Here is a 22511-nt window from a genome sequence, read left to right as displayed (position 1 = left end):
AATTATCATAATTGCATTTCTCCATAAGTTTACTGGCCCAGGTTGTCCCTTAAGTAAACGAAAAAGGCCCCTCTACTTTCCACTGCTTTACTTATTATCAATCACATTCAGAGCTACTGCCTCTGAAATCTACATTGCAAAAATCTTTAGTTTAAATCAACTTAGAAAGACTTAGGGGAAAAGTTTCTCATCACAAGCACCAAGCAGTAAATGCATCTTGCGTTACCACTCAGCTAATAAAGATTGAACCCAAATAAACATTACCAACTTGCAAAAACCTGCCCTTGCTATTAATGCTTTCCAGAAGTGTGTCTCTAGTTCACCGGTTTGAGGAACCTAGCTGCTTTTACCTCATAAAAAAAGCCCCAGAAATATATCTGAGGCTTTTTTTTATCTAAAGTGAATAGCTGGTCTACTAACTTTCTCAGCTTTCCATATGCTACTCTTTAAAGAAGAAGCTATCTACTGAATAGATTTAATTATAAAATCTTATTCAGAGAGAACAGGATTATTAAGAATTTCTGCTTGAGGGATCTCAAATGTAAGCTCATCAGAATTCCAAGCGAATGAATTTCCTGCCTCAAACAAGTGATTAGTGCCTCTTGTAACAGTTCTCTTATTTCTTTTAAGGGATAAGTAAGATTTTCCTTCACCCCAAAGCTCGATACGAGTTTGAAGATGAATTTCATTTAACAGAGCCTGACCACTAAGGGCATCTACATAAAGATAATCCGCTGCTGTTGTCATTCTCTTAGAAAGTAAGGTCTTTAAAGCATCTTTAGCCAGGCTTTCTTGTCCTAGTTTCGCTTTAGCTTCTGCATTCAAGAGCACGAATTCTTCCAAGCGCATGTATACATAGTCAGTCTCTACCTGACGCTGTTGGCCAATTACTCTATTTGGAGCAAAGAATTTATTTCTTGGCTGTAAATTAGTGGAAATGAATTGCCCTTTTCTAATGTCACCAGTACGAATAGCATCATACAAGCTTTTATCAATAGATTTAGGATCTCCAGCCCATGCATAGCTATAGGTAAACACATCAACCTGACCCCACCATGAAATAAGGTTAAGCCCGTAAGCTGGCAAAAGATCTACACCCCAAATCCAGCTTGGAGACGCCACATTGTTGAATCCGGCTGTTGTGCGGTTAGTGATTTGACCAGCTGCATCGAACTGGGCAACAACTTCATTTGGATTTAAAATACGGTAGGGTGTAGTAGCAACGATTTCATTTGTTAATGTTACCACTCTTTGCAAATCTGCCTGTGTGCCACGTGCCGCAAGCACATAAGAAAGTAAGCCTTTCGCTACTGTTTGATCCACCTGAAGCTTAGCAGTTCTATTAAACCCTTGCAAGGCAACAATGGCGGCATCTAAATCTTTCACCATGAACTCATACACCTCAGCTGCTGTACTCTTTGGCTGTGCAGGAACAGTAGTTGTGTTATAGATTGGCAATATTTTTTCTGATCCATTACCATATCCAGTAGAGTAGAACTGAGTTAAGTAAAAATATGCATAAGCGCGCAATGCTTTTGCTTGCCCCATAAGGTGGGTTCTACCAGCATCTGTTTGCGTTGCATCATTCCCACCTAAAAGTTCTATCAAGGAATTCGCACCGAAGATGATTCGGTAATAATATCTCCAAGGCTGATAAGCCGCATTGACAGTAAAATCTTTAGTAGCCTGGTATCTTGCAATGTTGGAGTACCAACCATAAGTAGTACCTGCTAACACCATATCAGAAGACAGCATATCAGCATATATATCATATCCCTTCTGTCCGAAATCATCATGATTTGTGGTACCACCAGTACCAGACTGATACATAGTTGAGTAAATACCATCAACAAACGCCGTTAGTAAAGAGGGATCTGTTTTAGCAGCCTCCCTAAGTTGCTCTAACGACAGCTGTTGATTAGGTTGTTCCTCCAGAAAATCTTCCTGGCAACTGCTGGCAATAACTGTAAGCACAGCTAATGCTATTGTATATAATTGCTTTTTCATTGTAATTAGATTTTTATTCTTAGACCAGCCGTTACGGTTGATAGAGGACTATAAAGGTAGGTATTTGAACCACCTGTCTCTGCGGTAGAAGGGTTAAATCCTTTGCGAGCACTATTCAACCACAAGTTATCTCCAGATACCCAAACTGAAACTCCGCCTACTCCAAACCTATTGGTCAGGCTTGCCGGAACTGTGTAACCAAGACGCACATTATTCAGAGATAAATAATTTGACTTTGTGAGGAATCGCGTAGAAGCCGAGGTCACGTTTGCATCTCTCGCATTGGAAAGACGGGGTACATTTCCATTACCAGGATTTTCAGCACTTTGCCATCTGTTAAGAATATCAACATGCCAGTTGTTGCTACCTACAACACCACTGTGCATTAGGCCTGCGTACGCTGCATCATAAGCATAGCCACCAAAGCTATATAGCATTTGTGCACTTAGGTCAAAGCCTTTATAACCTGCTGATAAATTAAAACCACCTCTAACATCAGGAATAGGAGACTTTCCAACGTACTTCTGTGTTGCTTCTGAGTAAACTTTAGTAGTTCCAACTAATATATTGCCTGCTTGGTCTGGATTTTTAGCCAAGTAATCTGTTAAGCTAGAAACCTGCTCGCCAGGGTTAAATGAACCATTTCCATTTGCATCAACATAATGAACAGTCCACCTGCCTCTGCCATCCAGAGGATCTACCCCTGCCCACTCGCGCATATAGAAATCAAAGATTGAATGGCCTTCTGACCAACCGTAGTTCCCTTGTACATCTATCACCTTAGGCGCACCTGTTGAAGGATCTAGTGGCATTTCGGTTATTTTGTTTGTAAAGATTTCACCATTAACACTTAGGTCTAAACGGAAATCCTTTGTTTGCAAAACATGCCCGGTTACATCAAATTCAAATCCTTTGTTTTGAAGTTTTCCTGCATTTGATGTTAGGATAGCGTATCCCAGAGATGGAGCAGTTCTTATATCAAAGATCAAATTCTCAGTATTTTTGATATAATAGTCCAAAGATGCTTCTACATATTTCCCAAGTTCAAACTCAACCCCTGTCTGGAACATTCTGGAAGTTTCCCAGGTTAAATCAGGGTTTCCTTTTGTGGCAAATGAAAAACCAGGTTGGTTGTTCACATTGTCAACATTATATAAGTCATATCCTGAATAAACCCCAACACCTGCTTGGTCTCCAATTAAACCATAGCTTGCTTTTAGTTTCAAATTACTTATGAACCCTAAACTGCTCATAAAGTCTTCTCCTGAAACAAGCCAAGCAGCTCCTAAGGAACCAAATGTTCCCCACTTTTCATTGACAAATCTTGAAGAGCCATCTCTTCTAATTGTTGCAGATAAAAAATACTTCTTGGCAAAGTCGTAATTCACTTGCCCGAAATAGCTTTCCAAAGTGTATCTAGTTGTATAAGAGTTCTGAGTTGGGTTTTTAACAACCGCATTACTTAATTCTAGAATATTCGGATCTACTAATCTATAACCAGAAGCTGAAAATATGTTTTGCTCATAATCTGTTGCTTCATGGGCTGCCAAAGCTTCTATTCCGTGTTGCCCAAAAGACTTAGAGTAGCGCAATAAATTTAACAAGTTGTAAGAAAAGCGTTCTGTTCTTGTCAAACCCAAAGAACCTTGTTGTCCGGCAGCAGACCCGTAGAACTTGTTATTTAAGAAGCCATATTTGTTGTGGTAATACTGCACCCCTACTCTATTCTCAAAGGTTAAACCTTCTATAATGTTGAAATCCAAGTTAGCATTACCGTTAATCTCATCACGATTATGCCTTCTTGTATTATAAGTAGCGTCTGCAATCGAATTTGTCAACCCTCCAAAACCTCTAGCAAAATTTCCTTCAGCACCATAATCATATACGTTAGACCCCTCAAAGAAAGGATCAGGAATTAATCCGCCAGCAGCATCTCTTTTAAACAAAGGATAAATAGAAGGAATGTTATCTACAAACCAGAAGATACTCCCTGAGTCTGAAGTTTGACCACCTTCATTTGTTTCAGATTTAGCATAGTTAAAATTAATACCACCTGTTAACCACTGCGTTACTTCTTGTCTTAGATTCAAGCGGGCTGTTAAACGCTCATAATCAGACGCAATAGAGTAACCTTGATCATCTAAATACCCAAAGGAGGTAAAGTAGCTTGTCCTTCCAGAGGAACCACCCAGTTTAACGTTGTACTCTCTACGAGCAGCGTTCTGGAAGGCATAATCTTCCCAGTTCTCTGGGTCATATTTTCTAGTCACACCTTCTCTTACCATCTTAGTGGCAGGATCAATCAACTCGGCACCGTTTGCAGCATTCCATAAGTTATAACCTGTTCTAACACCACTATTGGAGAATAGATTTGTATTTGCATAGGTAATACGATCAGCGGCAGTACCAGTGTTAGGGTAGTTATAAAGTCCTTCCCAACCCAATGCTATGTACTGCTCAGGAGACTTAATTGTCTCATAACGAGGCAATAGCTGCATGTTAGTCCCAAAATTGGCATCAGCTTCAATAAACGACTTTTTACCTCTGCCACTTCTGGTAGTAATAACCACAACGCCATTGGCACCTCTTGAACCATAGATGGCTGTGGCTGCTGCATCCTTCAAAACAGTGGTAGACTCAATATCTGATGGATTGATTGAGTTGATGCTTCCTAAAAAGGGAACACCGTCAACTACATATAATGGATCTCTACTTCCGTTTACTGAACCTAAACCACGAATCCGAATTGTAGCTACTGTACCCGGTTGCCCGCTTGTGTTAATTACTCTAACACCTGCCACTTCACCTGCTAATGCTTGCGAGACGTTTGCAACATTTTTTCTCTCTAAGTTTGCGCCACTTACAACTTTTGCAGATCCAGTAAAAGCCTGTTGTGTAGAAGTTGAGTAACCAGTCACAACTACCTCTTGCAGAGTTTCTGCATCAGTGGATAGCCGCACATTTACTGTAGATTGATTTCCTATGGCAACTTCTTGGTTTGTAAAACCAATGAAAGAGAACACTAAAGTTCCGCCCGTATTAGGCACACTGATAGAATAGGCGCCATTAACATCGGTAGGTGATGCTGTAGTGCTGCCTTTGAGTTGAACTGTCACGCCAGGCATTCCCTCTCCCGTTTGTGCGTCAGTCACTCGTCCTGTTACAGTTCTGTTTTGAGCCCACGCTTGTGTCATTAGCGTTAGAAACAAAACAAAACTGAAAAGTAAAGCTTTCTTCATGTTGTTTTTGGTTTGTTAAAAAAAGTATTATTAGATAATCAAAATTAAACCTATTAGACGTATTAACAAATTCTTAACAAAACTTTTCCTTTTAATTAAAAATAAAAATGGTTAAACCTGTCATTTTTACACATATAAACAGTTAAGCTTATTAACATAATAAATTTAAAACCTTAAATCCATTTGGAATTCATTTGAATATCCTAAGCGGCTTCTATCTAAAAATTTACTAATTTTGTATTTTCACTAGGCAAAACCTACATTAATCATATGTTAAATGCATTTACTTTGCTTGTTAGGTTAAATTCCTAGTTCAGAATATCGTAAAGAATTTTCTATTTTTTTTAATAAGTGCAAGCTAAATCCGAATAAAACCTCTCTTCAATTTTCCCTATTATCATCATTATAAATTCAATTGATTAGCAAAATTTATTCATCTTACTCTTGTTATTTAAACTCTTTTACATATAGAAAGTCTTTTAAAATTTAACATAAAACAATGCTTTTTATCGTACTATAATAACATAATATCAATAAACAGTATATATTAAACGGTTGAACTTTGGCTTATTCTCCCAAATACCTTGATAGAATAAGAGAGCCCATCAAACTTCTACATACTTAATGTGCAAAGAAAATAATGTACCAAGGAGAGCAAGGTCACACTTCCATCAAGGCATTGCAGACATACGAAGTAAACAAAAAGCCTCTGCTAGTTTCCCAGCAGAGGCTTTTCTATAAGGCAAAAGAGCTTAATACAACCCCAACCCAATACCAGCAGTAGCAGATGGATATTTTGCCCATGTGCCCTCGGCATAGATGGAGAAGATAGACAACTTCAGGCGCAACCCGCCAGTTAAACCCAATTGGCTATCACCTATGTTTACGGCCACAGGGTCTGTGGTATCCACAATGTACCGGTTAGGAGGCGTAATCTTGAAAGCGGTGATAGGATAGCGGCCATTCACATTGATGTCGCTTATAACATGGCTGTATTTAACACCGCCATAAACACCCAACACCCCTACCGTTTTAGCAGCAACTAAACTGGTAGTCCAAGCTTTAGTGGTAAAAACCAGTTGTTGGTTGTCATAGTACCCCGGCTGTTGTTGCGACGGACTTCTAGCCGCAACCGGGTCTGGATTTATTTCTAAATCGGCGGCAGTTTCAAAAGAGGTAAACCCACCAAAGACGGCAATGTCAAAATCTGGAATGGCGCTCAGGACAGGAATATACTGCTTTATCCCGTGCTTCACCCCTACTCCCCACAGCTTTGCAGAGTATTCTTCATAGGTAGTCTTTGGAACAAACCGCACCGCTACTTCTGTGTCTTTAATCAGACCAAAACTTACTTGTGCCATAGGAATGGGCACATTGCGGTACCCTATCCCCGCCGGAGTTCTGAAAATCACTCTCTCCCCTGGTGAATTGGACTGCACTTCTAACTGAGGGCCTTCCTCATTATCTCCAAAAAGAGTTGGCGCAATAGGAGACTCTCCTGCAGAAAGCTTCATCCGCTCTAAATTTAGTTTAGAAACATCAAAGGTAGTCTGGTCTTCGGGCGTGAAAACGGCTGTCACAAAAACCCGAACATCAAATTTCCCCAACTCCATAGCCTTCCCGGAATTAAACCACCCTCCATTGAGGGCATGGCCCATAGCTCTACCTCCTGGTTCGGCGTATGCCTTGATCAAAATGCTTGCATCTCTCTGACCAGCCTTGATAACTTCGCCAATAGGTTCCTGCGCCTTTGCCGCAGGAGAGGCCAACAAAATCCCAAGAACCGGCAAAGCCACCAAGGAAAGTTTAAGGAACGGGTTCTTCATACAAAAAGTGGTAATAAGTTAAAGGTATACAACTAGCAATCTTCTGTATTCATTATTGAAAGACAAACAGATGGTCAGACTTTCAAAGGACAACAAACTGTTTAGGCTTAATTTTCTTGAAACAAGCCATAAAACAAATGCCTACTTAAAGGTGTCATAAGCAAATTTGAGAATGATACCAGATACTACTACAAGGAAAAGCTTCCGCACAAAACCGGAGCCTTTCGCCAGCGCAATTCGGGTCCCCACCATAGAACCTATAACACTACTAATTGCCATAGGAATACCTATGTGGTACAGAATGTAGCCTTTATACCCAAAATACAGCAATGCCGAAAGATTGGTAGCCACATTCACCACCTTCGCCGAAGCGGAAGCGGCCAGGAAGTTAAACCCGAAGATTCCCACAAAGATGAACATGAGAAACGAGCCGGTGCCAGGTCCAAAAAATCCATCGTAAAACCCGATGACCAGCCCCACTCCTACTCCGTACCATACCTCTTTGGCTTGCGCCAGCTTAGGAGCATGAATAGCCCCAAAGTCTTTCCGGAAGAAGGTATACACTGCCACTGAGATAAGAAGCACCAGAATGATAGGCCGCAGCAGTTCGGCATCAAAGTGACTGAGAGCTCGGGCACCCAGAAAGGAAAAGACAAAGGCGGTGATAGCGGCAGGCAACAAGGCGCGCCAGTTGATTTCTACATTTCGGGCGTAGCGCCACATAGAAACGGAGGTACCTGCAATACTGGAAAGCTTCCCGGTTCCGAACACGGTGGGCACCGGCACATGGGGCAGAAACACAAAAAGCGCCGGTAACTGGATAAGCCCTCCACCTCCTACCACAGAATCAATCAAACCTGCCAGAAACGCGAAAAGGCAGAGGTACAGAATATCCAAAACGAAACTATTACGCCCGTAAAACAGGCTAATGAAACCGCAAATATTCTGAAAATGTGCGGGCTAACCAAAAGCGTCTTGACCGAAGTTTCATTTTAGAGGCACTTTCTCAAAATCAGGTTAAAAACGGCCACCCACTACCGCTGTTTCTTTCAATACTTCTTTCTGCCCCTGCAGGTTAAACAGCTCTACCAGCACTATATAGTACCCTATGGCTGCCTTAGTACCGGCATCTGTTAAGCCATCCCACTGCAGCACATTTTCAGCGCCCAATAGCGTATTGTTAGATAGTTTTCTGATAGGTCTCCCGTGTGTGTCATAAATGGTCACGTGGGCCACATACCCGGGCTGCGCCATCCGGAACCGTAATAAAAGGGCATCATCTACGCCGTCGCCGTCTGGGGTAATGGTTTTGGGGTGCATGCTCAGTTTCCTGGCTGAAGCTACTATTTCCTGAGACTGGGAGTTCTCGTAGCCGGGGGTTGCTTTGACAGTAGTAGCGGCGGAATGAAAATTCTCCGGAGCTGAAGGACCGGCCAAGGTAATGCGCTCCAGAGAAACCCCTTCTGCATCAGAGATAAGTTTGAAGTGCTGCTTGCTTTGGTACGCCACTTCATCCATAATCTCCTGGTTGGGCAAAAGCAGCACCACGTTTCCGGCCTCATCCGGGAAAGAAGGCATAGAACCCATCTGGACAAACCTTTCAGGATGCCCAGATGGATATTCGCGCAGTAAAATTTCAGGATCAGAAGTAAACACCAGGTAGCCGCCGGGCGCCAGCACCAGACTTTGGGCGCTTACATTGCGTGAATTGGCCACGGCACCCGCTGACCGATTAGCAAGTTTCCAGTTTTGCAGGTTTAAGTGATTGGAAGATCTGTTTACCACTTCCACAAAGTCTACGCCGCCTGTTCGGGGGTTAAACAGAATCTCATTGATGACCACCTCCCCTTGCTTAGGAGCAGCAGGCATCACAACTGTCTTTTGCACCGTAGGAGTGACATTTCCGCTACAATCCTTTAGACCTTGCACGGTTACTGCGTAGCGCTCATTTTCCCGCAAAGGAGTAGTTAAAATCAATTCCACTTCAGTTAGAGAACCCGCTACCCTGACCTGTTGCACAGCCATACCTGGCGAAATGATATAGCGATTTAGTTGCAAGGCCTCTGCACTATCCAATGGCTCATTAAACTGAAGCAGAATTGTAGTGGCAGTGGTGGCGGCAATTTGCTGCAGGACGGGCGCTTCCTTATCCACTACCTGCACGGAATTAACTTTGCCGGGGGTACCTCCCATTGGGCTTTCCGAGGCTTTCCATTGCGAGCCCCCTACACAGGCACTGTTCACGTTCAGCAACTCCAAACTCCAGCCGCCTTCCTTTTTAGCAGTTTCACGGTACCAGCTGTTACTGTAGCGCACAAGGTCTATCAACTGACCATTTGCATCAAAAAGCTCTACGTCATCACCGCTGTCATTCAAGGAGGGAAATGTAGCCAACCCAAGTACCGGACCAAACGATTTATAAAGAATTGTATCTCTGGCAGCACAGATAATAAGGTACGCACCGGGCCGTAGCAAGTAGTCGGGGAAGACACCTGCGGAGGCCGTGGCATCTGAGTACTTCCACCCGGCTAAGTTGAAGGTTTTATTACTTCGGTTGTAGATCTCAATAAACTCGGCGGCAGGTAAATCCTGCAGAGGGTTGACATCCGCATAAATCTCTGTAAGCCTCACATCTCCCGGTAAAGCTGTTGGGGTATATGCAAAGGTAATCGTCAGATTTTGCGCGGCATTGCCTTCGGCATCAATCATGCGTAGCACCTCCAGGTAATTGCGTCCTGTTTCTAAATCTTCATTAAACTGGAGTCTTACCTTTTGTGGTGAAGTTGCCTGCCACTCCGCATTGGCAGGCAACAGCCTTTCATTAACTCTGTAATAGCTGGTGTTTGTAGCCTCTATTTGTGAAACTGGCGCAGAAAAGGTCAACTCTACCGTTCTGGCGTTAGTTGCCACACTATTAAGGAGACTGAGGCCACCTATTTGCTTTACCGTAAAATCATCAAAGTAAAAGCGCTGGGCGTTGGCTTGGGAATACCGGAACAAAACGCCTGCGTATCTTGTGGTGGTGTACCGGGCATCCTGCGACCGTCCCAGCACCTCGTATTTTTGGCGGGTGCCCGTCAGGTCAACTTCAAGGGTCCAGTCATGGGTGGCGGTGCGGGTTACCCTAATCCACAGTTTTGTATCTGAGGAGACTAGGGCTTTGTCTGGCCCATCAATGATTTTCGTGGCACTGGCTCCATCTTTTCGGTAAAGGCTTATGTCATCTTCAGTGCCGCCCATTCTAACAAAGTATCCCCGCAGGGCTCCTTTCAGATCTGGTTGGTCAGAGATCAGGTGCACTTCCGCATAGTTTCCAGAGGAGGTGGCAAAAGCAAGCTGAGCATAAAACTCCCATTGAGTATTGGTAGCCAGGGTATTGGTAGTAGCTAAATGAAGGGTGGAACCTGTGGCAGTTGGCCCGTTACTTTGCAGTTGCCCGATGGTATTTACCCTAAAATGATCGGTATCTCCTGCCCATACAGGGCGTTGGGTGAAGTCTCCGTCAGAGAAAGACTCCTGTATCTGCGCCTGCAGAGCCGGTAATATAGCTATAGTTAGAATAAAAGCAAGAAAGAATTGCCTCATGAATAGCCTTTACTTTATTTATCATGAAAAGTTGGCTTACTTTGCAACCGGCCCACGGGCTTTCTACCTGATTTTCAGAAAACAAGTAGAAAAGACCAAGCCGTTGTTCCGGAGAAAGCTACCCACCCGTTCTTCTTCGGCAACCATACTTGAAAACCATTTATACACCTTTACATGAAAGTAGCTGTAGTAGGCGCCACCGGCCTAGTGGGTGGCGAAATGCTGAAGGTCCTGGCGGAGCGTAACTTCCCAGTGGACGAATTGCTGTTAGTAGCCTCTGAAAAATCAGTGGGCCAGAAGATGAATTTCCAAGGCAAGGAATACACCGTGATCGGGATGGAGGAGGCTATTGCCCGAAAACCCGAGATCGCGATCTTCTCAGCGGGCGGAAGCGTGAGCAAGGAGATGGCTCCTAAGTTTGCCGAAGCCGGTACTACGGTAGTAGATAATTCTTCAGCCTGGCGCATGGATCCTTCCAAGAAACTGGTAGTTCCGGAAATCAACGCCTCTGAACTTACCCCTGAAGATAAGATCATTGCTAACCCTAACTGCTCCACCATCCAGATGGTAGTGGCGCTGAACAATCTGCACAAGGCTTTAAAGGTGAAACGCATTGTGGTAAGCACCTACCAGTCGGTAACCGGTACCGGCAAGAAAGCGGTTGACCAGTTAATGAACGAGCGTGCGGGCAAAGAAGGCGAAAAAGCATATGCCTACCCCATTGACCTGAACGTGATTCCGCACATTGATGTGTTTGAAGTCAACGGTTACACCAAGGAAGAGATGAAAATGGTGAACGAGACCAAGAAGATCATGGGCGACAATAACATAAGAGTTACTGCCACTACGGTTCGTATTCCGGTAATGGGTGGTCACTCAGAGTCTTTGAACGTGGAGTTTGAAAATGACTTCACCTTAGAAGAAGTATACCGTTTGTTGCAGGAAACCCCGGGTGTAATAGTAGTGGATGACACCGCCAACCTGAAATACCCTATGCCTATGGATGCCCACGGGAAGGATGAGGTTTTGGTTGGCCGCATCAGAATAGACGAAACCCAGGAAAAAACCCTGAACATGTGGGTAGTGGCTGACAACCTCAGAAAAGGAGCCGCCACTAACGCTGTGCAAATTGCCGAGTACCTGGTAGCAAACAAATTGGTTTAGTTTTTCTAAAACGCACCATAAACAAGAAAGGGCACCTCTACAGAGGTGCCCTTTCTTGTTTATGGTGCGTTCGTTATTTCCCGTTAGTCCAAACCAGTTTCACGTCTTTCACTTCCTGTTGAAAATTAGGGCAGGTTTCATCACCTCCGTAACAAAGCAGGTTGCCGTCACAGTCATACACTGAATTGATGGAGTTGATGAGCGGATCACAGTTTCCCACCACAAAGACTGTCCGCCCCTTGAAGTTTCCCGTCTGCACAAACTGGCAGTACTCTGACTTCTGCAATTCACTAACCTTCACCCGCAGCCATTCTAGCTCTTGAACAGGGTTCTCCACTACACAGGTCTTATACACTTGCTCCTCTTCACAGGAAGTAAAGGCAATTAAACAAAGCAAACAGAAAGCATACAAAGATCTCATAACAACGGGCTTTGATTAGAAGATACTCCAATCATTACTAAGGTTGCATGCATACCTGAAATTTGTCTTTTTCTCTACCTCCTCCTCCGGCATGCCCTTAACTGATGCATGTAACCCAGGTTGGTCAAGACGGTTATGAAATTTATTCTTTTACTTCTTCAGAATATTTTTTTCCACAACTGTTTCTAAGCTTTTTTCAAAATCATTAGACAGCACTCCCAAACTGTTAACGAAATGTTAATTTTCTTCTGCAAATTCTATCATCTTCAAATAAAAGCAAGTTACGAAGCCATAAACCCTTACAAACCCTAGAAAGTCAAACGCTTGTAAGGCATTTTTTTACATATATATTTAGGCACAGAAATTTTACCAAACCTAACCAAACAACCACATGATGAAATCACTACTATTCAGCTTCGTGCTGATGCTGACACTTGCCGGGCAAGTGTGGGCGCAGGAACGGACTGTGACAGGACGAGTGACAGATGCTGCCTCTGGCGAGACAATGCCCGGCGTAACTGTTCAGCTCAAAGGAACCACTATTGCTACACCAACAGATGTAAACGGAGCGTACTCCATCACTGTACCTTCAACAGGAGCAACTCTGGTCTTTTCCTTTGTTGGGTACTCTAACCAAGAAGTAGCTGTTGGCAGCCAATCTACTATTAACGTGCGCCTGGCAACAGATGCAAGACAGTTAAACGAAGTGGTAGTGACTGCCATGGGTATCCAGCGCGATAAAAAAGACCTGGGTTACTCTGTAGGAACAGTAAATGCAGAAGAGTTAACTGTTGGTAGACCAACCAACGTGGTGAATGCCCTGCAAGGTAAAGTAGCCGGTGTGCGTGTATCAAGTTCCAGCGGCATGGTAGGCTCAGGATCTGGTATCTTTATTAGGGGAAACACTACCTTTACAGGTAGCAACCAGCCGCTTTTCGTGATTGACGGAGTTCCTATTGACAATGGTGGCGGTGGAAACGCTTTGCAAAATGGCGTAGGCGCCTCTAACCGGGCAATTGACCTAAACCAAGATGATATTGAGTCTATCAACATCCTGAAAGGACCAGCCGCCGCCGCTCTTTACGGCTCTCGTGCAGCTTCTGGTGCAGTAATCATTACCACTAAAAAGGGAAAAACCGGCCAGAAAACCAGTGTAGAGGTAAACTCTTCTTATAACTTAGTAGAGGTTAACCGCACTCCCGACTACCAGAATGAGTATGCCCAAGGTTCTCTGGGAGCATTTAACGCATCTAGTAACCTGTCTTGGGGCCCAAGAATTATGGGCCAAACTGTCACAAACTTCAGAGGCGAACAAGAACAACTAACTGCTTATCCTAACAACATCACAGACATATTTGAAAAAGGCAGCAATTTTCAAAATACTGTTGCTTTAAGCGGTGGTGGAGAAACTTCTAGCTTCAGGCTATCTTATGGAAATACTGCAGAAAGTGGTGTCTTGCCAAATAACAGACTTAACAGACACAACTTTACTTTCAACGGCTCTGCTGATATTACGTCAAAATTAACTGCTGGTGTAAATGCGCAATATATCAACTCAGAGTCTAAGCGTACACAACAGGGTAACCAATTATCTAATCCTTTCTTCAGAGGCTGGTTTATACCTCGCAACATCAACCTGCAAGGCTTCCCTTACGAAGATGCTGCCGGAAACCAGATCTATTTTGACCAAACGGATAATCCCTACTGGACAATCTACAATAACACCTATGATGATGAGATTAATCGTATCATTGGAAACGTAAACTTAAGCTACAAACTTACCTCTTGGTTAGATGCAAACTACAGATTAGGTGTAGACACCTACAACCAGATTGAACAGGGATATGACCAAATAGGAGCTCGTGGTGCCGCTAACGTGGGAGCTGGTGGTACTGGTGGCATCTATGACAGGAGCTTCACCAACACCAACATCAACTCCAACTTCATTTTATCAGGCCGTAAAGAAATTACACCAGATTTTGACCTGAGCTTTAATTTGGGTAACGAAATTATCTCCAACAGCACCAATGATGTAAATACAATTGGTAAAACATTGGGTATAAGAAACCTGAGAAACATCTCTAACGCTTCTGTGCAAACTGGATTAAATACAAGATCAAGGAGAAGATTGGTTGGTTTTTTTGCTGATGTTACTTTAGGTTACAAAGATTTTATAACACTAAACGTGACTGGCAGAAATGACTTCTCTTCTACCTTTAGTGAAGCAGAAAACTCTTATTTCTACCCATCTGCGGCTCTAAGCTTTGTTCTTACAGAAGCATTCCCTGTATTGAAAAATGATGTAGTAGAGTTTGCCAAAGTAAAGGCTAACTATGCCAAAGTAGGTAAAGAAGCCCTTCCCTACTCACTTAGCACTTATTTTGTAAATGCCGGTGCTGCTGATGGCTTTGGCCCTTCTATCGTTTTCCCTTACGGCGGTTTAGGCGGTAGAACATTAAGTAATGCGACAGTTGACCCAGGCCTTAGACCAGAGTTTACCACGTCTAAAGAAGTTGGTTTAGAAATGCAGTTCTTCAAAAACCGGTTAGGTTTTGAACTTAACTATTATGAAACTAATTCAGAGGACTTAATCTTTGCCGTTCCGATCCCCTCTTCTTCCGGATTTACTACACAAACTAAAAACGCTGGTTCACTTAGAAATAAGGGTATCGAGTTCATGCTGAACGTAGCGCCAGTTAAAACCCCAGACTTTTCTTGGGATATTAACTTCAACTTCAACAGAAACAGATCAGAGGTACTTGAGCTTGCTGAAGGCGTACCAAATATTATCCTGGCAGGATTCGTTACCCCTAATATCAGGTTAGAAGCAGGCCAGCCTTATGGTGTTATGTATGGTTCAGTTTTCCGTCGTACTGAAACAGGTGAATACCTGATAGGTACTAACGGTCTGCCTTCCCTTGATCCTGTTTCTGCTAAAATTGGCGATACAAACCCAGACTGGACCGGAGGTATAACCAACAACTTTTCTTACAAAGGCATTAACTTAAGTTTTCTAGTTGACCTTAGAAAAGGTGGTGATGTGTTCTCACGTAACATTGGTGATTTGAGAAGAAGTGGTGTAGCAAAAGAGACTGCCGAATTCGATAGATTTAACTCTGATGGAAGCGTAGCTAAACCTTACATCATTTCAGGAAGACTAGCTGACGGTTCTGTGAACACCATACCTGTTACTGCTCAGCAATACTGGGGCACCTTGTTTGGTTTTGGAACAGGTGAGACTTATGTGTTTGATGCTTCATGGGTACGTGTAAGAGAAGCTTCTATAAGCTATACCTTACCTTCAGGATTATTGGAAAAGACTCCTTTTGGCAGAGTAGAGCTAGGTATGAATGGTAGAAACCTTTTCTTATATGCTCCTAATTTCCCACACTTAGACCCAGAAAGCAATACCCTTGGGGTAAGTAATGCACAAGGATTTGAATTTAATGGTTTGCCTCAAACCAGATCTTACGGGGCGTTTTTAAGAGTTACCCTTTAATTACTGATAAGATGAAGAAATTAAAATATATAACAGCTGGACTATTGTCTGTATTCATGCTGGCTTTTAGTTCCTGTGATGAGTTTTTGGATGTAAACCAAAACCCAAACAGCCCAACTGAAGCACCAATTGCGCAGGTAATGACCAATGCTACGGTGAACACAGGATTTAGGAATGGAAGTGATTTACACCGCTTCACTTCCTTGATTATGCAGCAGTTTTCCGGGCAAAATTCACTGGGCACGCAAACTAGAGAGTATGAGCGCTATTTGATTCAGCCATCTGATTTAAATAACCTTTATAATTCTTTTTATGCCGATGCGCTGCCAGATTTGGAGTATATCATAAATAACAGTGCACAAAGTCCGCATTATACGGGCATAGCCAGGATATTGAAGGCTTACACCTATTCACAAATTGTGGATGTATGGGGAGACGTTCCTTTCTCTGAAGCACTTAAAGGAACTGCAAATGTGGCACCCAAGCTAGATGATGATGCTACTATCTACCCCGAGCTAATTAAAATGCTGAATGCGGGCATTGCTGATCTTAAGCAAACTTCTTCTGTTTTATCGCCAGGCAACAATGAAACCATCTATGGTGGTGACAGGACAAAGTGGGAAAAATTTGCTAATACTTTAAAGCTCAGGTTGTTTTTGAAGTATAGTGAAAAAGAGCCAGCTTTCGCTAAAGCGCAAATGGATGCTTTGATTGCTAGCGGTGGCCCATTCATGGCTTCAAACAGTGATAATTTCCAAATGTCGTTTGTAGATGCGCAATCATCTCAAAACTCAATTCACCAATTTGAGATTAGCAGACCTAGCACTTTTTTCCCGAATAAGTTTTTAGTGGATCTGATGAACTCAAGAAATGATCCACGTAGAGCCACTTACTTTACGCCATTCCCATACACTACCAATACTGCAACTGCTAATTATGTAGGTGCAAAAGCCGGTGATGACCAATCTATCAGGTACTCTAGAATGCATACATACCTTCGTGGCAACTTAAAAACACCTCTTACTCCTGTTGCGTCAGGTGCAGATGCTGGAGCTATTGTTGCAAATGCTGCTAACAATGCCGCCTATACAGGTGCAGCTCCTATTCGTATGCTTACATTTGCTGAGTATAACTTTATAAGAGCAGAGCATGCCTTGCGTTTTGGTGCAGGTGTTGCGGCGGCCGTACCTTTCTATGAGGCAGGTATAAGGGCCTCAATGGCTGATGCTGGAGTTTCTGCTGCTGCAGATGCTTATATCTTAGCTAATCCATTATTAACCGCAACTAACCCATTACAGCGTATCATTCAGGAGAAATATGTAGCCAACTATGGTGTGGCACTTGAGCCTTGGAATGATTGGAGAAGAACTGGTTTCCCAAATATCAGCCCAGTGCCTACTCCTTTGGCTAATGTTGATTATATTCCAAGATCTCTGTACTATCCAGAGGCAGAGACAAACTCTAACCCGAATATAACTCAGAAGCCAGATATGAAAGTGCGTGTGTTCTGGGATACCAGACAATAAGGTACTCTTACCATAAAACAAAAAGCCTTTCCAAAATGGAAAGGCTTTTTGTTTTATGGTAAGAGGTGAAAAGGAAATACTCTGCTTTGCTCTTTCTCTAGCATAGCTTGGCTTAGCTGGTCATTCTTCCTTTAGAATCTTTAGCTCTGTTTATTCTCAGATGAGCCCAATAAGATAACCTGAACAAAACAAGAGAGGCACCCCACAGGTGCCTCTCTTGTTTTGCCTCACTTTTCAAAAGAAAGGCTACTATCATTATAAGTAAATCAGCCTATTGATACTGAATGTACATTGGCTTTGGGTTAAGCGCCAGCACTTCTTTAGGCGTGTACAATTTAGAGCCGGGCTTCTTGGTGTCATTGTAATAGAAGATTTTGAAACCGGTATACTGCACAGGCTCTTTTTTGATATAAGCCAAATACGTACTCTTTTTCAGAACTCTATCACCCCAACCGTCCATGTGCATTACAAACTGCACGTTAGGCCTAAGCTTGATATTTTTGTAGTTAGTCACCATGCGCTGGGTGAAGCGGTGTATCACCAGAATCTTAGGCGGCAGGTTATACTTCACGGCTATATCATTCAGGAAATTGGTAGCGTAATTGATTTCACTGGCATCCAAAGTACCTATTTTTTTACCAGGAATGGCGCCGTTCTTCATGGCAAACTCCGGGTCAATGCCCAGGTGGACCTGCGGCAATTTCAGCCATTGTTCCAGGCGAGGCAACTCTGCTTCTACGGTACTGCGCCCTATCTGAATGTCAAGGAACACGATAGCGTTTCTTTTGGCAGCCCAGGCAATAACGGTATCGGCCAGGTGATCACTCATGCGCATACGGTAGGTACCGCTTTTCCCAGGGGCTCCCTGGGCGGTCACAAATACAAGGTGAAGTGCCGGTTGCACCGGAGTACTGGGGTCAGCGGCTTGCCAGGCTTTTACTTCGCCATCTAAGCGGGCCAGCATCTTGTCAGGGGCAATTTCTCCTAAAATACCCATCCGTTTTGAAAGCGGATTTCCATAATAGGCCACAATCCGCTTGTGCGGCAGAATAGCCCCTGGGTTATCGGCAGCCTCATCTTTTATTGGAGCCTCCGCGGGAGCGGCGGCAACAGAGTCACCTGCAGTGCTATCGGCTGGAGCTGGAGTGGCGGCAACCTTTTGGGTGGTGTCTGCCGTGGCGGGTGTATCACTGCTGGTGGTAGCTACTGCGGCTTGAGCGCCGTTTGTTTCATTACGCGTGCCCTCAGAGGTACAGGCGGAAAGCAAACCAAAGGCACACAACAACGGTAGAGTGGTGCCTTTCCTGATCATTTTAAAATTCATGTGGTACTAACTGGATTAATCAAAAGTGCGGATTTCCTCTTTAACGTCAGGAAGATAGGGGTTTTCATTTGCTTCTCCACAGAGAAAATGCGCTCAACTTAGTTTTCCCTTTTCACACGGCTGGTTTACTGCCAAGGTTACAGGAAGATGATTGTTTATAGATGAAACAGAGCCACTTTTCTAAAAAAAGCATCAAAACTTCGCATAAGTTTGTTTTGCTTTTACCAAGGGATTAATTCTTGCTTACTTGGCATCCTTTTCTGCGTATACAGTACCTTTACAAGAAACAAAGTGCTCCTTCCATGGAAAAGATTAACCGTATCCTGTTAATTGACGACGACGACATCACAAATTACATGAACAAGCGCGTGCTCAACAAAGCCGAGATTGCGCAGCAGATTGATGTAGTAACCGATGGCCAGGCAGCCTTGTCCTACCTCAGCGGCCCAGAACACCTGCAAGCTGAGTTTCCTTTAGATCTGATTCTGGTGGACATAAAAATGTCAGTAATGGACGGCTTTGACTTCCTAGAACGCTACCAGCACCTGGCCCCGGAGCGGAAAGCGAAGAAGCTTTTTGCGTTGTCTTCTTCGGCCAGCTTCTATGACCTGCACAGGCTCAAAGAATTTCCAGACGTGGACGGCCACTTGTCAAAACCGCTTACCCAAGCTGATGCCCTTCACCTGATCAAAGAACATTTCGGGACATCTGAAGGAAGCCCCACCAATATGCTAGATGATTTATAGTTTTCTGGTGAGATAAAGCGCCTGATTTAAATTAGCCCAAAAACAAAGCTTCCGCTTTTAACCCGTTTCTCAGAAAACAGGTCAAAAGCGGAAGCTTTTCTTCTTTAGGATAATGCCAGCTTATTCTCTGCCGCGGCGCTCAGGGGCTTTCAACGTAAACTCCTGCGAGGTTTTGTTTCCGTTGGTTTCAATCTCTACCATATATTTCCCCGGACGCAGGTACAACCGCTCATTTGCTGAAGGAGTCACCTTTACCGGATCGCCTCCTGTACGGCCCTGGTTCAGGGCTAGCTCATAGGCAGCTATATTGGCAGACTCTAACGTGAGGTCATAGGCCACGTAGTTCAGGCCGCGCTCGCTTTGGTCTTTCAGCTCCTTTAGCACTTGCCCTTTGTCGGTTTTCACGCGCACCGTAGTGGTACCAGCGGCATTCACATAATAAGGAACGGTTAATGTTGGAGTCACAGGCTCATTCCAAGCGCCAAACTTCTGTCCCCACCGCTCTGAATATTGCGGCGCAACAATCTGGAAGGCATGAATTCCTTTCTGCTGAACGGCTGGTGTTAGTTGCTGCAGATGCGTTACATTAGCGATGTACAGGGATCTGCCGTGCGTACCTACCACCAGATCATTCTCGCGCGGGTGAATGGCCAAGTCATGCACCGCTACCGACGGCAGCACATCCCCACCAAATGCCTGGAACGTCTGGCCTTTGTCTAGTGACACGTAAAGGCCATTGTCTGAACCCACGTACAGCAGGTTCGGGTTCTTAGGATCTTCCTTCACCACGTTTAGCGGCTCTTTTGGCAAATCTTTGCCGATTTGCTTCCAGCTCTTGCCGTAGTCTTGTGACACAAACAGGTAAGGCGTGAAATCATCCCAACGGTAGCCATTCAAAGTAGCATACACGGTGCCTTCGTTCTCCGCTGAAGCAGCCAAGCTACTGATCCACATGTCTTGCGGAAGCTTATCTGAAATTTTGGTCCAAGTGTAGCCTCCGTCACGGCTTATGTGAATGAGGCCATCGTCTGAGCCGGTGTAGAGCAAGCCAAATCTCTTAGGTGATTCTTCAATGGTAGTGAGGGTGCCGTAGCCTACATCGCCTTTGCGGCCACCTTTGGTCAAATCACCAGATAGGGCTTCCATGTTCTCACCTTTGTTTAACGAGCGGTGGAACTTGTTTGACCCGAAATACAGCACATCCTGGTTATGGCGCGACAAAAGAATTGGGCTTTCCCAGTTGAAGCGCAATGGGCGCTCCCCTAACTGGTGCTTAGGCTGAATAGACAAACGCTGCCCAGTGGCTTTGTTCAGGCGGTAATAGGCGCCGTATTGTGAGCCGGTGTACACGGTGTTGTTGTCGCGGTAGTCTACCTGCACCATCATGCCATCACCACCGCCTAGGCGTTGGTACGGGTAACGACCATTGTCGGTCCACCCGGAACTAGCCTGGTAGGTGCTGGGACCGCCCCAGACGCCGTTGTCCTGTAAGCCGCCGTACACGTTGTAAGGCTGCGCCATGTCAACCGTTACAGAGTAGAACTGCCCTACCGCCGGGGTATTCGCCTTGAACCAGGATTTGCCATCGTCATAGGTGATGTTGATCCCGCCATCGTTGCCGTTTACCAGGTGACCGGGACGCGTAGGGCTTACCCACAAATCTTGGTGGTCTGAGTGCACGTTATCACCTCCAATCTCCTTCCAGGTTTTACCGGCATCTTCAGATTTGAGCAACGGAACGCCCAAAATGTACACATGGTTCGCGTTCAACGGTGACACCCGGATTACCCCGAAATAATAGCCGTAGGTATAATACAGGTCATCTATGTAGCCCTCGTGGGTTTTCTTCCAGGTTTTTCCGGCGTCATCTGAGCGGTACACCTGGGCACCGGTCACCGGAGTTTCAATCATCATGGAGTTGGCATCTACCAGGAAATCTGATAAGGCCACCGGCCTGATTTTTTCGGAACTCACCATCTCCTTCACGCTTTTGGCCGTGTACTGGCGTGGGAAATTATTTTCCTCCAGGAATGTGTTAAGCGCCGCATCGTCCATTTTCAAAAGATCTTCCTTGGTGAAGTCTTTGAATTGCTCTTTGCGCAGTTTGTTACCTGTAGCCACGGCAGGTTTCACATCTTTGCGGAGGTCCTGGTTATCTACGCTGGCATATATGATGTTGGGGCTCTGCGGAAAAATGCTCAAGCCAATACGGCCAATCCCTTCGGTGGCCGGAAAGCCGCTGTTGCCGCCCGTGATGCGTTGCCAGGTATTGCCGCCATCGGTGCTCTTGAACACACCCGAGGTGCTGCCGCCTTCCACGAAGTTCCAGGCCCGGCGCTCACGGTGCCACATGCTGGCGTACAACGTATTGGGGTTAGAGGGGTCTACCACCAGATCCACGGCTCCGGTGTTATCATCGCCGCCCTTCAGGACGTGCTTCCAAGTGGTACCGCCATCGGTGGTTTTGTAGACGCCGCGCTCCGGGTTTGGAGAATACAAGTGGCCCAGCACTGCAACCCAGGCCGTGTTGGGGTCTGTGGGGTGCTGCATGATGCGGCCAATGTGGTGCGACTCCGGTAAGCCTTTGTACTGCCAGGTTTTGCCGCCATCGGTGCTTTTGTAGATACCCACGCCCGAGTAGGAAGAGCGGCTGGAGTTGGCCTCTCCGGTTCCTAGCCAGATGGTGTTGGTTTTCCAGTCTACGCTGATGTCTCCAATGGTGATCACGGTTTCATTGCTAAAAAGCGGCTCAAAGGAGATACCGTTGTTGGTGGTATGCCACAATCCGCCGGAAGCGTAGGCCACGTAAAAATTAGTGGGGTCCGCCGGGTTTACGTCCACGTCTACCACGCGACCACTCATCACCGTCGGCCCCACGTTACGGAACGGCAGATTGCTTACAATTGAGTTCTTCTGCAGTTGCAGCCGTTGCTCGTACCCTTGTAACCGAACTTTAGCGGGGGTGGCAGCAGGTTGTTTTTCTTTGTTTTTCTGGGCCACCGCCGGAAGGCTCAAAAGCCCCATCAGCATGAGTGGGTATAAGGGTTTGCGTAGCATAAAGAGCTGAGAAAGTAGTTTTGTTTGCAGTTTGCGTAGGTTTTAAAGTCTGAAAATAGAGGAAAAACGGGAGTTAACGAAACAAGCATTAGCTTTTGTTTCTGCCCTGGCCTAATA

Annotated in this window: 12 protein-coding genes; 4 read left to right on the top strand and 8 right to left on the bottom strand. The window is 44.8% G+C overall.

All coding sequences use genetic code 11. The features are described from left to right. Positions 1 to 489 precede the first annotated feature (489 nt). The 5 genes from DC20_RS11175 to DC20_RS11155 all read right to left on the bottom strand — a co-directional run bounded on the left by DC20_RS11175 (position 490) and on the right by DC20_RS11155 (position 10657). Positions 490 to 2007 (bottom strand): RagB/SusD family nutrient uptake outer membrane protein, encoded by a 1518-nt coding sequence (locus tag DC20_RS11175; protein ID WP_062543904.1) that lies wholly within the window; start codon positions 2005 to 2007, stop codon positions 490 to 492. Between the two features lie 5 nt (positions 2008 to 2012). Next, on the bottom strand, positions 2013 to 5246 hold the full coding sequence (locus tag DC20_RS11170) for a SusC/RagA family TonB-linked outer membrane protein (protein ID WP_062543903.1): 3234 nt from the start codon (positions 5244 to 5246) through the stop codon (positions 2013 to 2015). Between the two features lie 752 nt (positions 5247 to 5998). Next, on the bottom strand, positions 5999 to 7072 hold the full coding sequence (locus tag DC20_RS11165; RefSeq protein ID WP_062543902.1) for a DUF6588 family protein: 1074 nt from the start codon (positions 7070 to 7072) through the stop codon (positions 5999 to 6001). Positions 7073 to 7213: 141 nt separating this feature from the next. Continuing rightward, positions 7214 to 7969 carry a sulfite exporter TauE/SafE family protein gene (locus tag DC20_RS11160; protein WP_245652197.1) on the bottom strand — a complete coding sequence of 252 codons (756 nt, stop codon included), beginning with the start codon at positions 7967 to 7969 and terminating at the stop codon, positions 7214 to 7216. Between the two features lie 120 nt (positions 7970 to 8089). Next, a complete protein-coding gene (locus DC20_RS11155) occupies positions 8090 to 10657 on the bottom strand; it encodes a lamin tail domain-containing protein (RefSeq protein WP_062543900.1) in 2568 nt (855 codons plus the stop codon). 174 nt (positions 10658 to 10831) lie between these two features. On the opposite strand from DC20_RS11155, the gene DC20_RS11145 reads away from it, so the two are divergent. Continuing rightward, positions 10832 to 11821 (top strand): aspartate-semialdehyde dehydrogenase, encoded by a 990-nt coding sequence (locus tag DC20_RS11145; protein WP_062543898.1) that lies wholly within the window; start codon positions 10832 to 10834, stop codon positions 11819 to 11821. Between the two features lie 73 nt (positions 11822 to 11894). On the opposite strand, the gene DC20_RS11140 is transcribed toward DC20_RS11145, so the two are convergent. Beyond that, a complete protein-coding gene (locus DC20_RS11140) occupies positions 11895 to 12242 on the bottom strand; it encodes a DUF6970 domain-containing protein (protein WP_062543897.1) in 348 nt (115 codons plus the stop codon). Positions 12243 to 12633: 391 nt separating this feature from the next. Here DC20_RS11140 and DC20_RS11135 point away from each other — a divergent pair, with 391 nt between their 5' ends. Together DC20_RS11135 and DC20_RS11130 are read left to right on the top strand one after the other, a co-directional pair. Further along, positions 12634 to 15741, top strand: a complete 3108-nt coding sequence (locus DC20_RS11135) for a SusC/RagA family TonB-linked outer membrane protein (protein WP_071885441.1) — start codon at positions 12634 to 12636, stop codon at positions 15739 to 15741. A gap of 11 nt (positions 15742 to 15752) precedes the next feature. Further along, complete coding sequence (locus DC20_RS11130; protein ID WP_083470308.1) at positions 15753 to 17267, top strand: SusD/RagB family nutrient-binding outer membrane lipoprotein; 1515 nt, start codon at positions 15753 to 15755, stop codon at positions 17265 to 17267. A 271-nt stretch (positions 17268 to 17538) separates the two neighbouring features. On the opposite strand, the gene DC20_RS11125 is transcribed toward DC20_RS11130, so the two are convergent. After that, positions 17539 to 18591: a hypothetical protein gene (locus tag DC20_RS11125; RefSeq protein WP_157593135.1), complete on the bottom strand. Its 1053-nt coding sequence runs from the start codon at positions 18589 to 18591 to the stop codon at positions 17539 to 17541. Between the two features lie 302 nt (positions 18592 to 18893). Here DC20_RS11125 and DC20_RS11120 point away from each other — a divergent pair, with 302 nt between their 5' ends. After that, positions 18894 to 19337 carry a response regulator gene (locus tag DC20_RS11120; protein ID WP_062543893.1) on the top strand — a complete coding sequence of 148 codons (444 nt, stop codon included), beginning with the start codon at positions 18894 to 18896 and terminating at the stop codon, positions 19335 to 19337. 120 nt (positions 19338 to 19457) lie between these two features. Here the strand turns inward: DC20_RS11120 and DC20_RS11115 are convergent, their stop codons facing one another. Beyond that, positions 19458 to 22394, bottom strand: a complete 2937-nt coding sequence (locus DC20_RS11115; RefSeq protein WP_062543892.1) for a WD40/YVTN/BNR-like repeat-containing protein — start codon at positions 22392 to 22394, stop codon at positions 19458 to 19460. Between the last annotated feature and the right edge of the window lie 117 nt (positions 22395 to 22511).

It is taken from the genome of Rufibacter tibetensis (assembly GCF_001310085.1).
GTDB classification, from domain to species: Bacteria; Bacteroidota; Bacteroidia; order Cytophagales; family Hymenobacteraceae; genus Nibribacter; species Nibribacter tibetensis.
The sequence above is the reverse complement of the archived record's forward strand: the minus strand, read 5'-3'. Positions and strand labels throughout refer to the sequence as shown.

Coding starts and splice junctions, on each gene's coding strand:
- DC20_RS11175 (WP_062543904.1), bottom strand. CDS start 2,007: ATGAAAAAGCAATTATATACAATAGCATTAGCTGTGCTTACAGTTATT.
- DC20_RS11170 (WP_062543903.1), bottom strand. CDS start 5,246: ATGAAGAAAGCTTTACTTTTCAGTTTTGTTTTGTTTCTAACGCTAATG.
- DC20_RS11165 (WP_062543902.1), bottom strand. CDS start 7,072: ATGAAGAACCCGTTCCTTAAACTTTCCTTGGTGGCTTTGCCGGTTCTT.
- DC20_RS11155 (WP_062543900.1), bottom strand. CDS start 10,657: ATGAGGCAATTCTTTCTTGCTTTTATTCTAACTATAGCTATATTACCG.
- DC20_RS11145 (WP_062543898.1), top strand. CDS start 10,832: ATGAAAGTAGCTGTAGTAGGCGCCACCGGCCTAGTGGGTGGCGAAATG.
- DC20_RS11140 (WP_062543897.1), bottom strand. CDS start 12,242: ATGAGATCTTTGTATGCTTTCTGTTTGCTTTGTTTAATTGCCTTTACT.
- DC20_RS11135 (WP_071885441.1), top strand. CDS start 12,634: ATGATGAAATCACTACTATTCAGCTTCGTGCTGATGCTGACACTTGCC.
- DC20_RS11130 (WP_083470308.1), top strand. CDS start 15,753: ATGAAGAAATTAAAATATATAACAGCTGGACTATTGTCTGTATTCATG.
- DC20_RS11125 (WP_157593135.1), bottom strand. CDS start 18,591: ATGAATTTTAAAATGATCAGGAAAGGCACCACTCTACCGTTGTTGTGT.
- DC20_RS11120 (WP_062543893.1), top strand. CDS start 18,894: ATGGAAAAGATTAACCGTATCCTGTTAATTGACGACGACGACATCACA.
- DC20_RS11115 (WP_062543892.1), bottom strand. CDS start 22,394: ATGCTACGCAAACCCTTATACCCACTCATGCTGATGGGGCTTTTGAGC.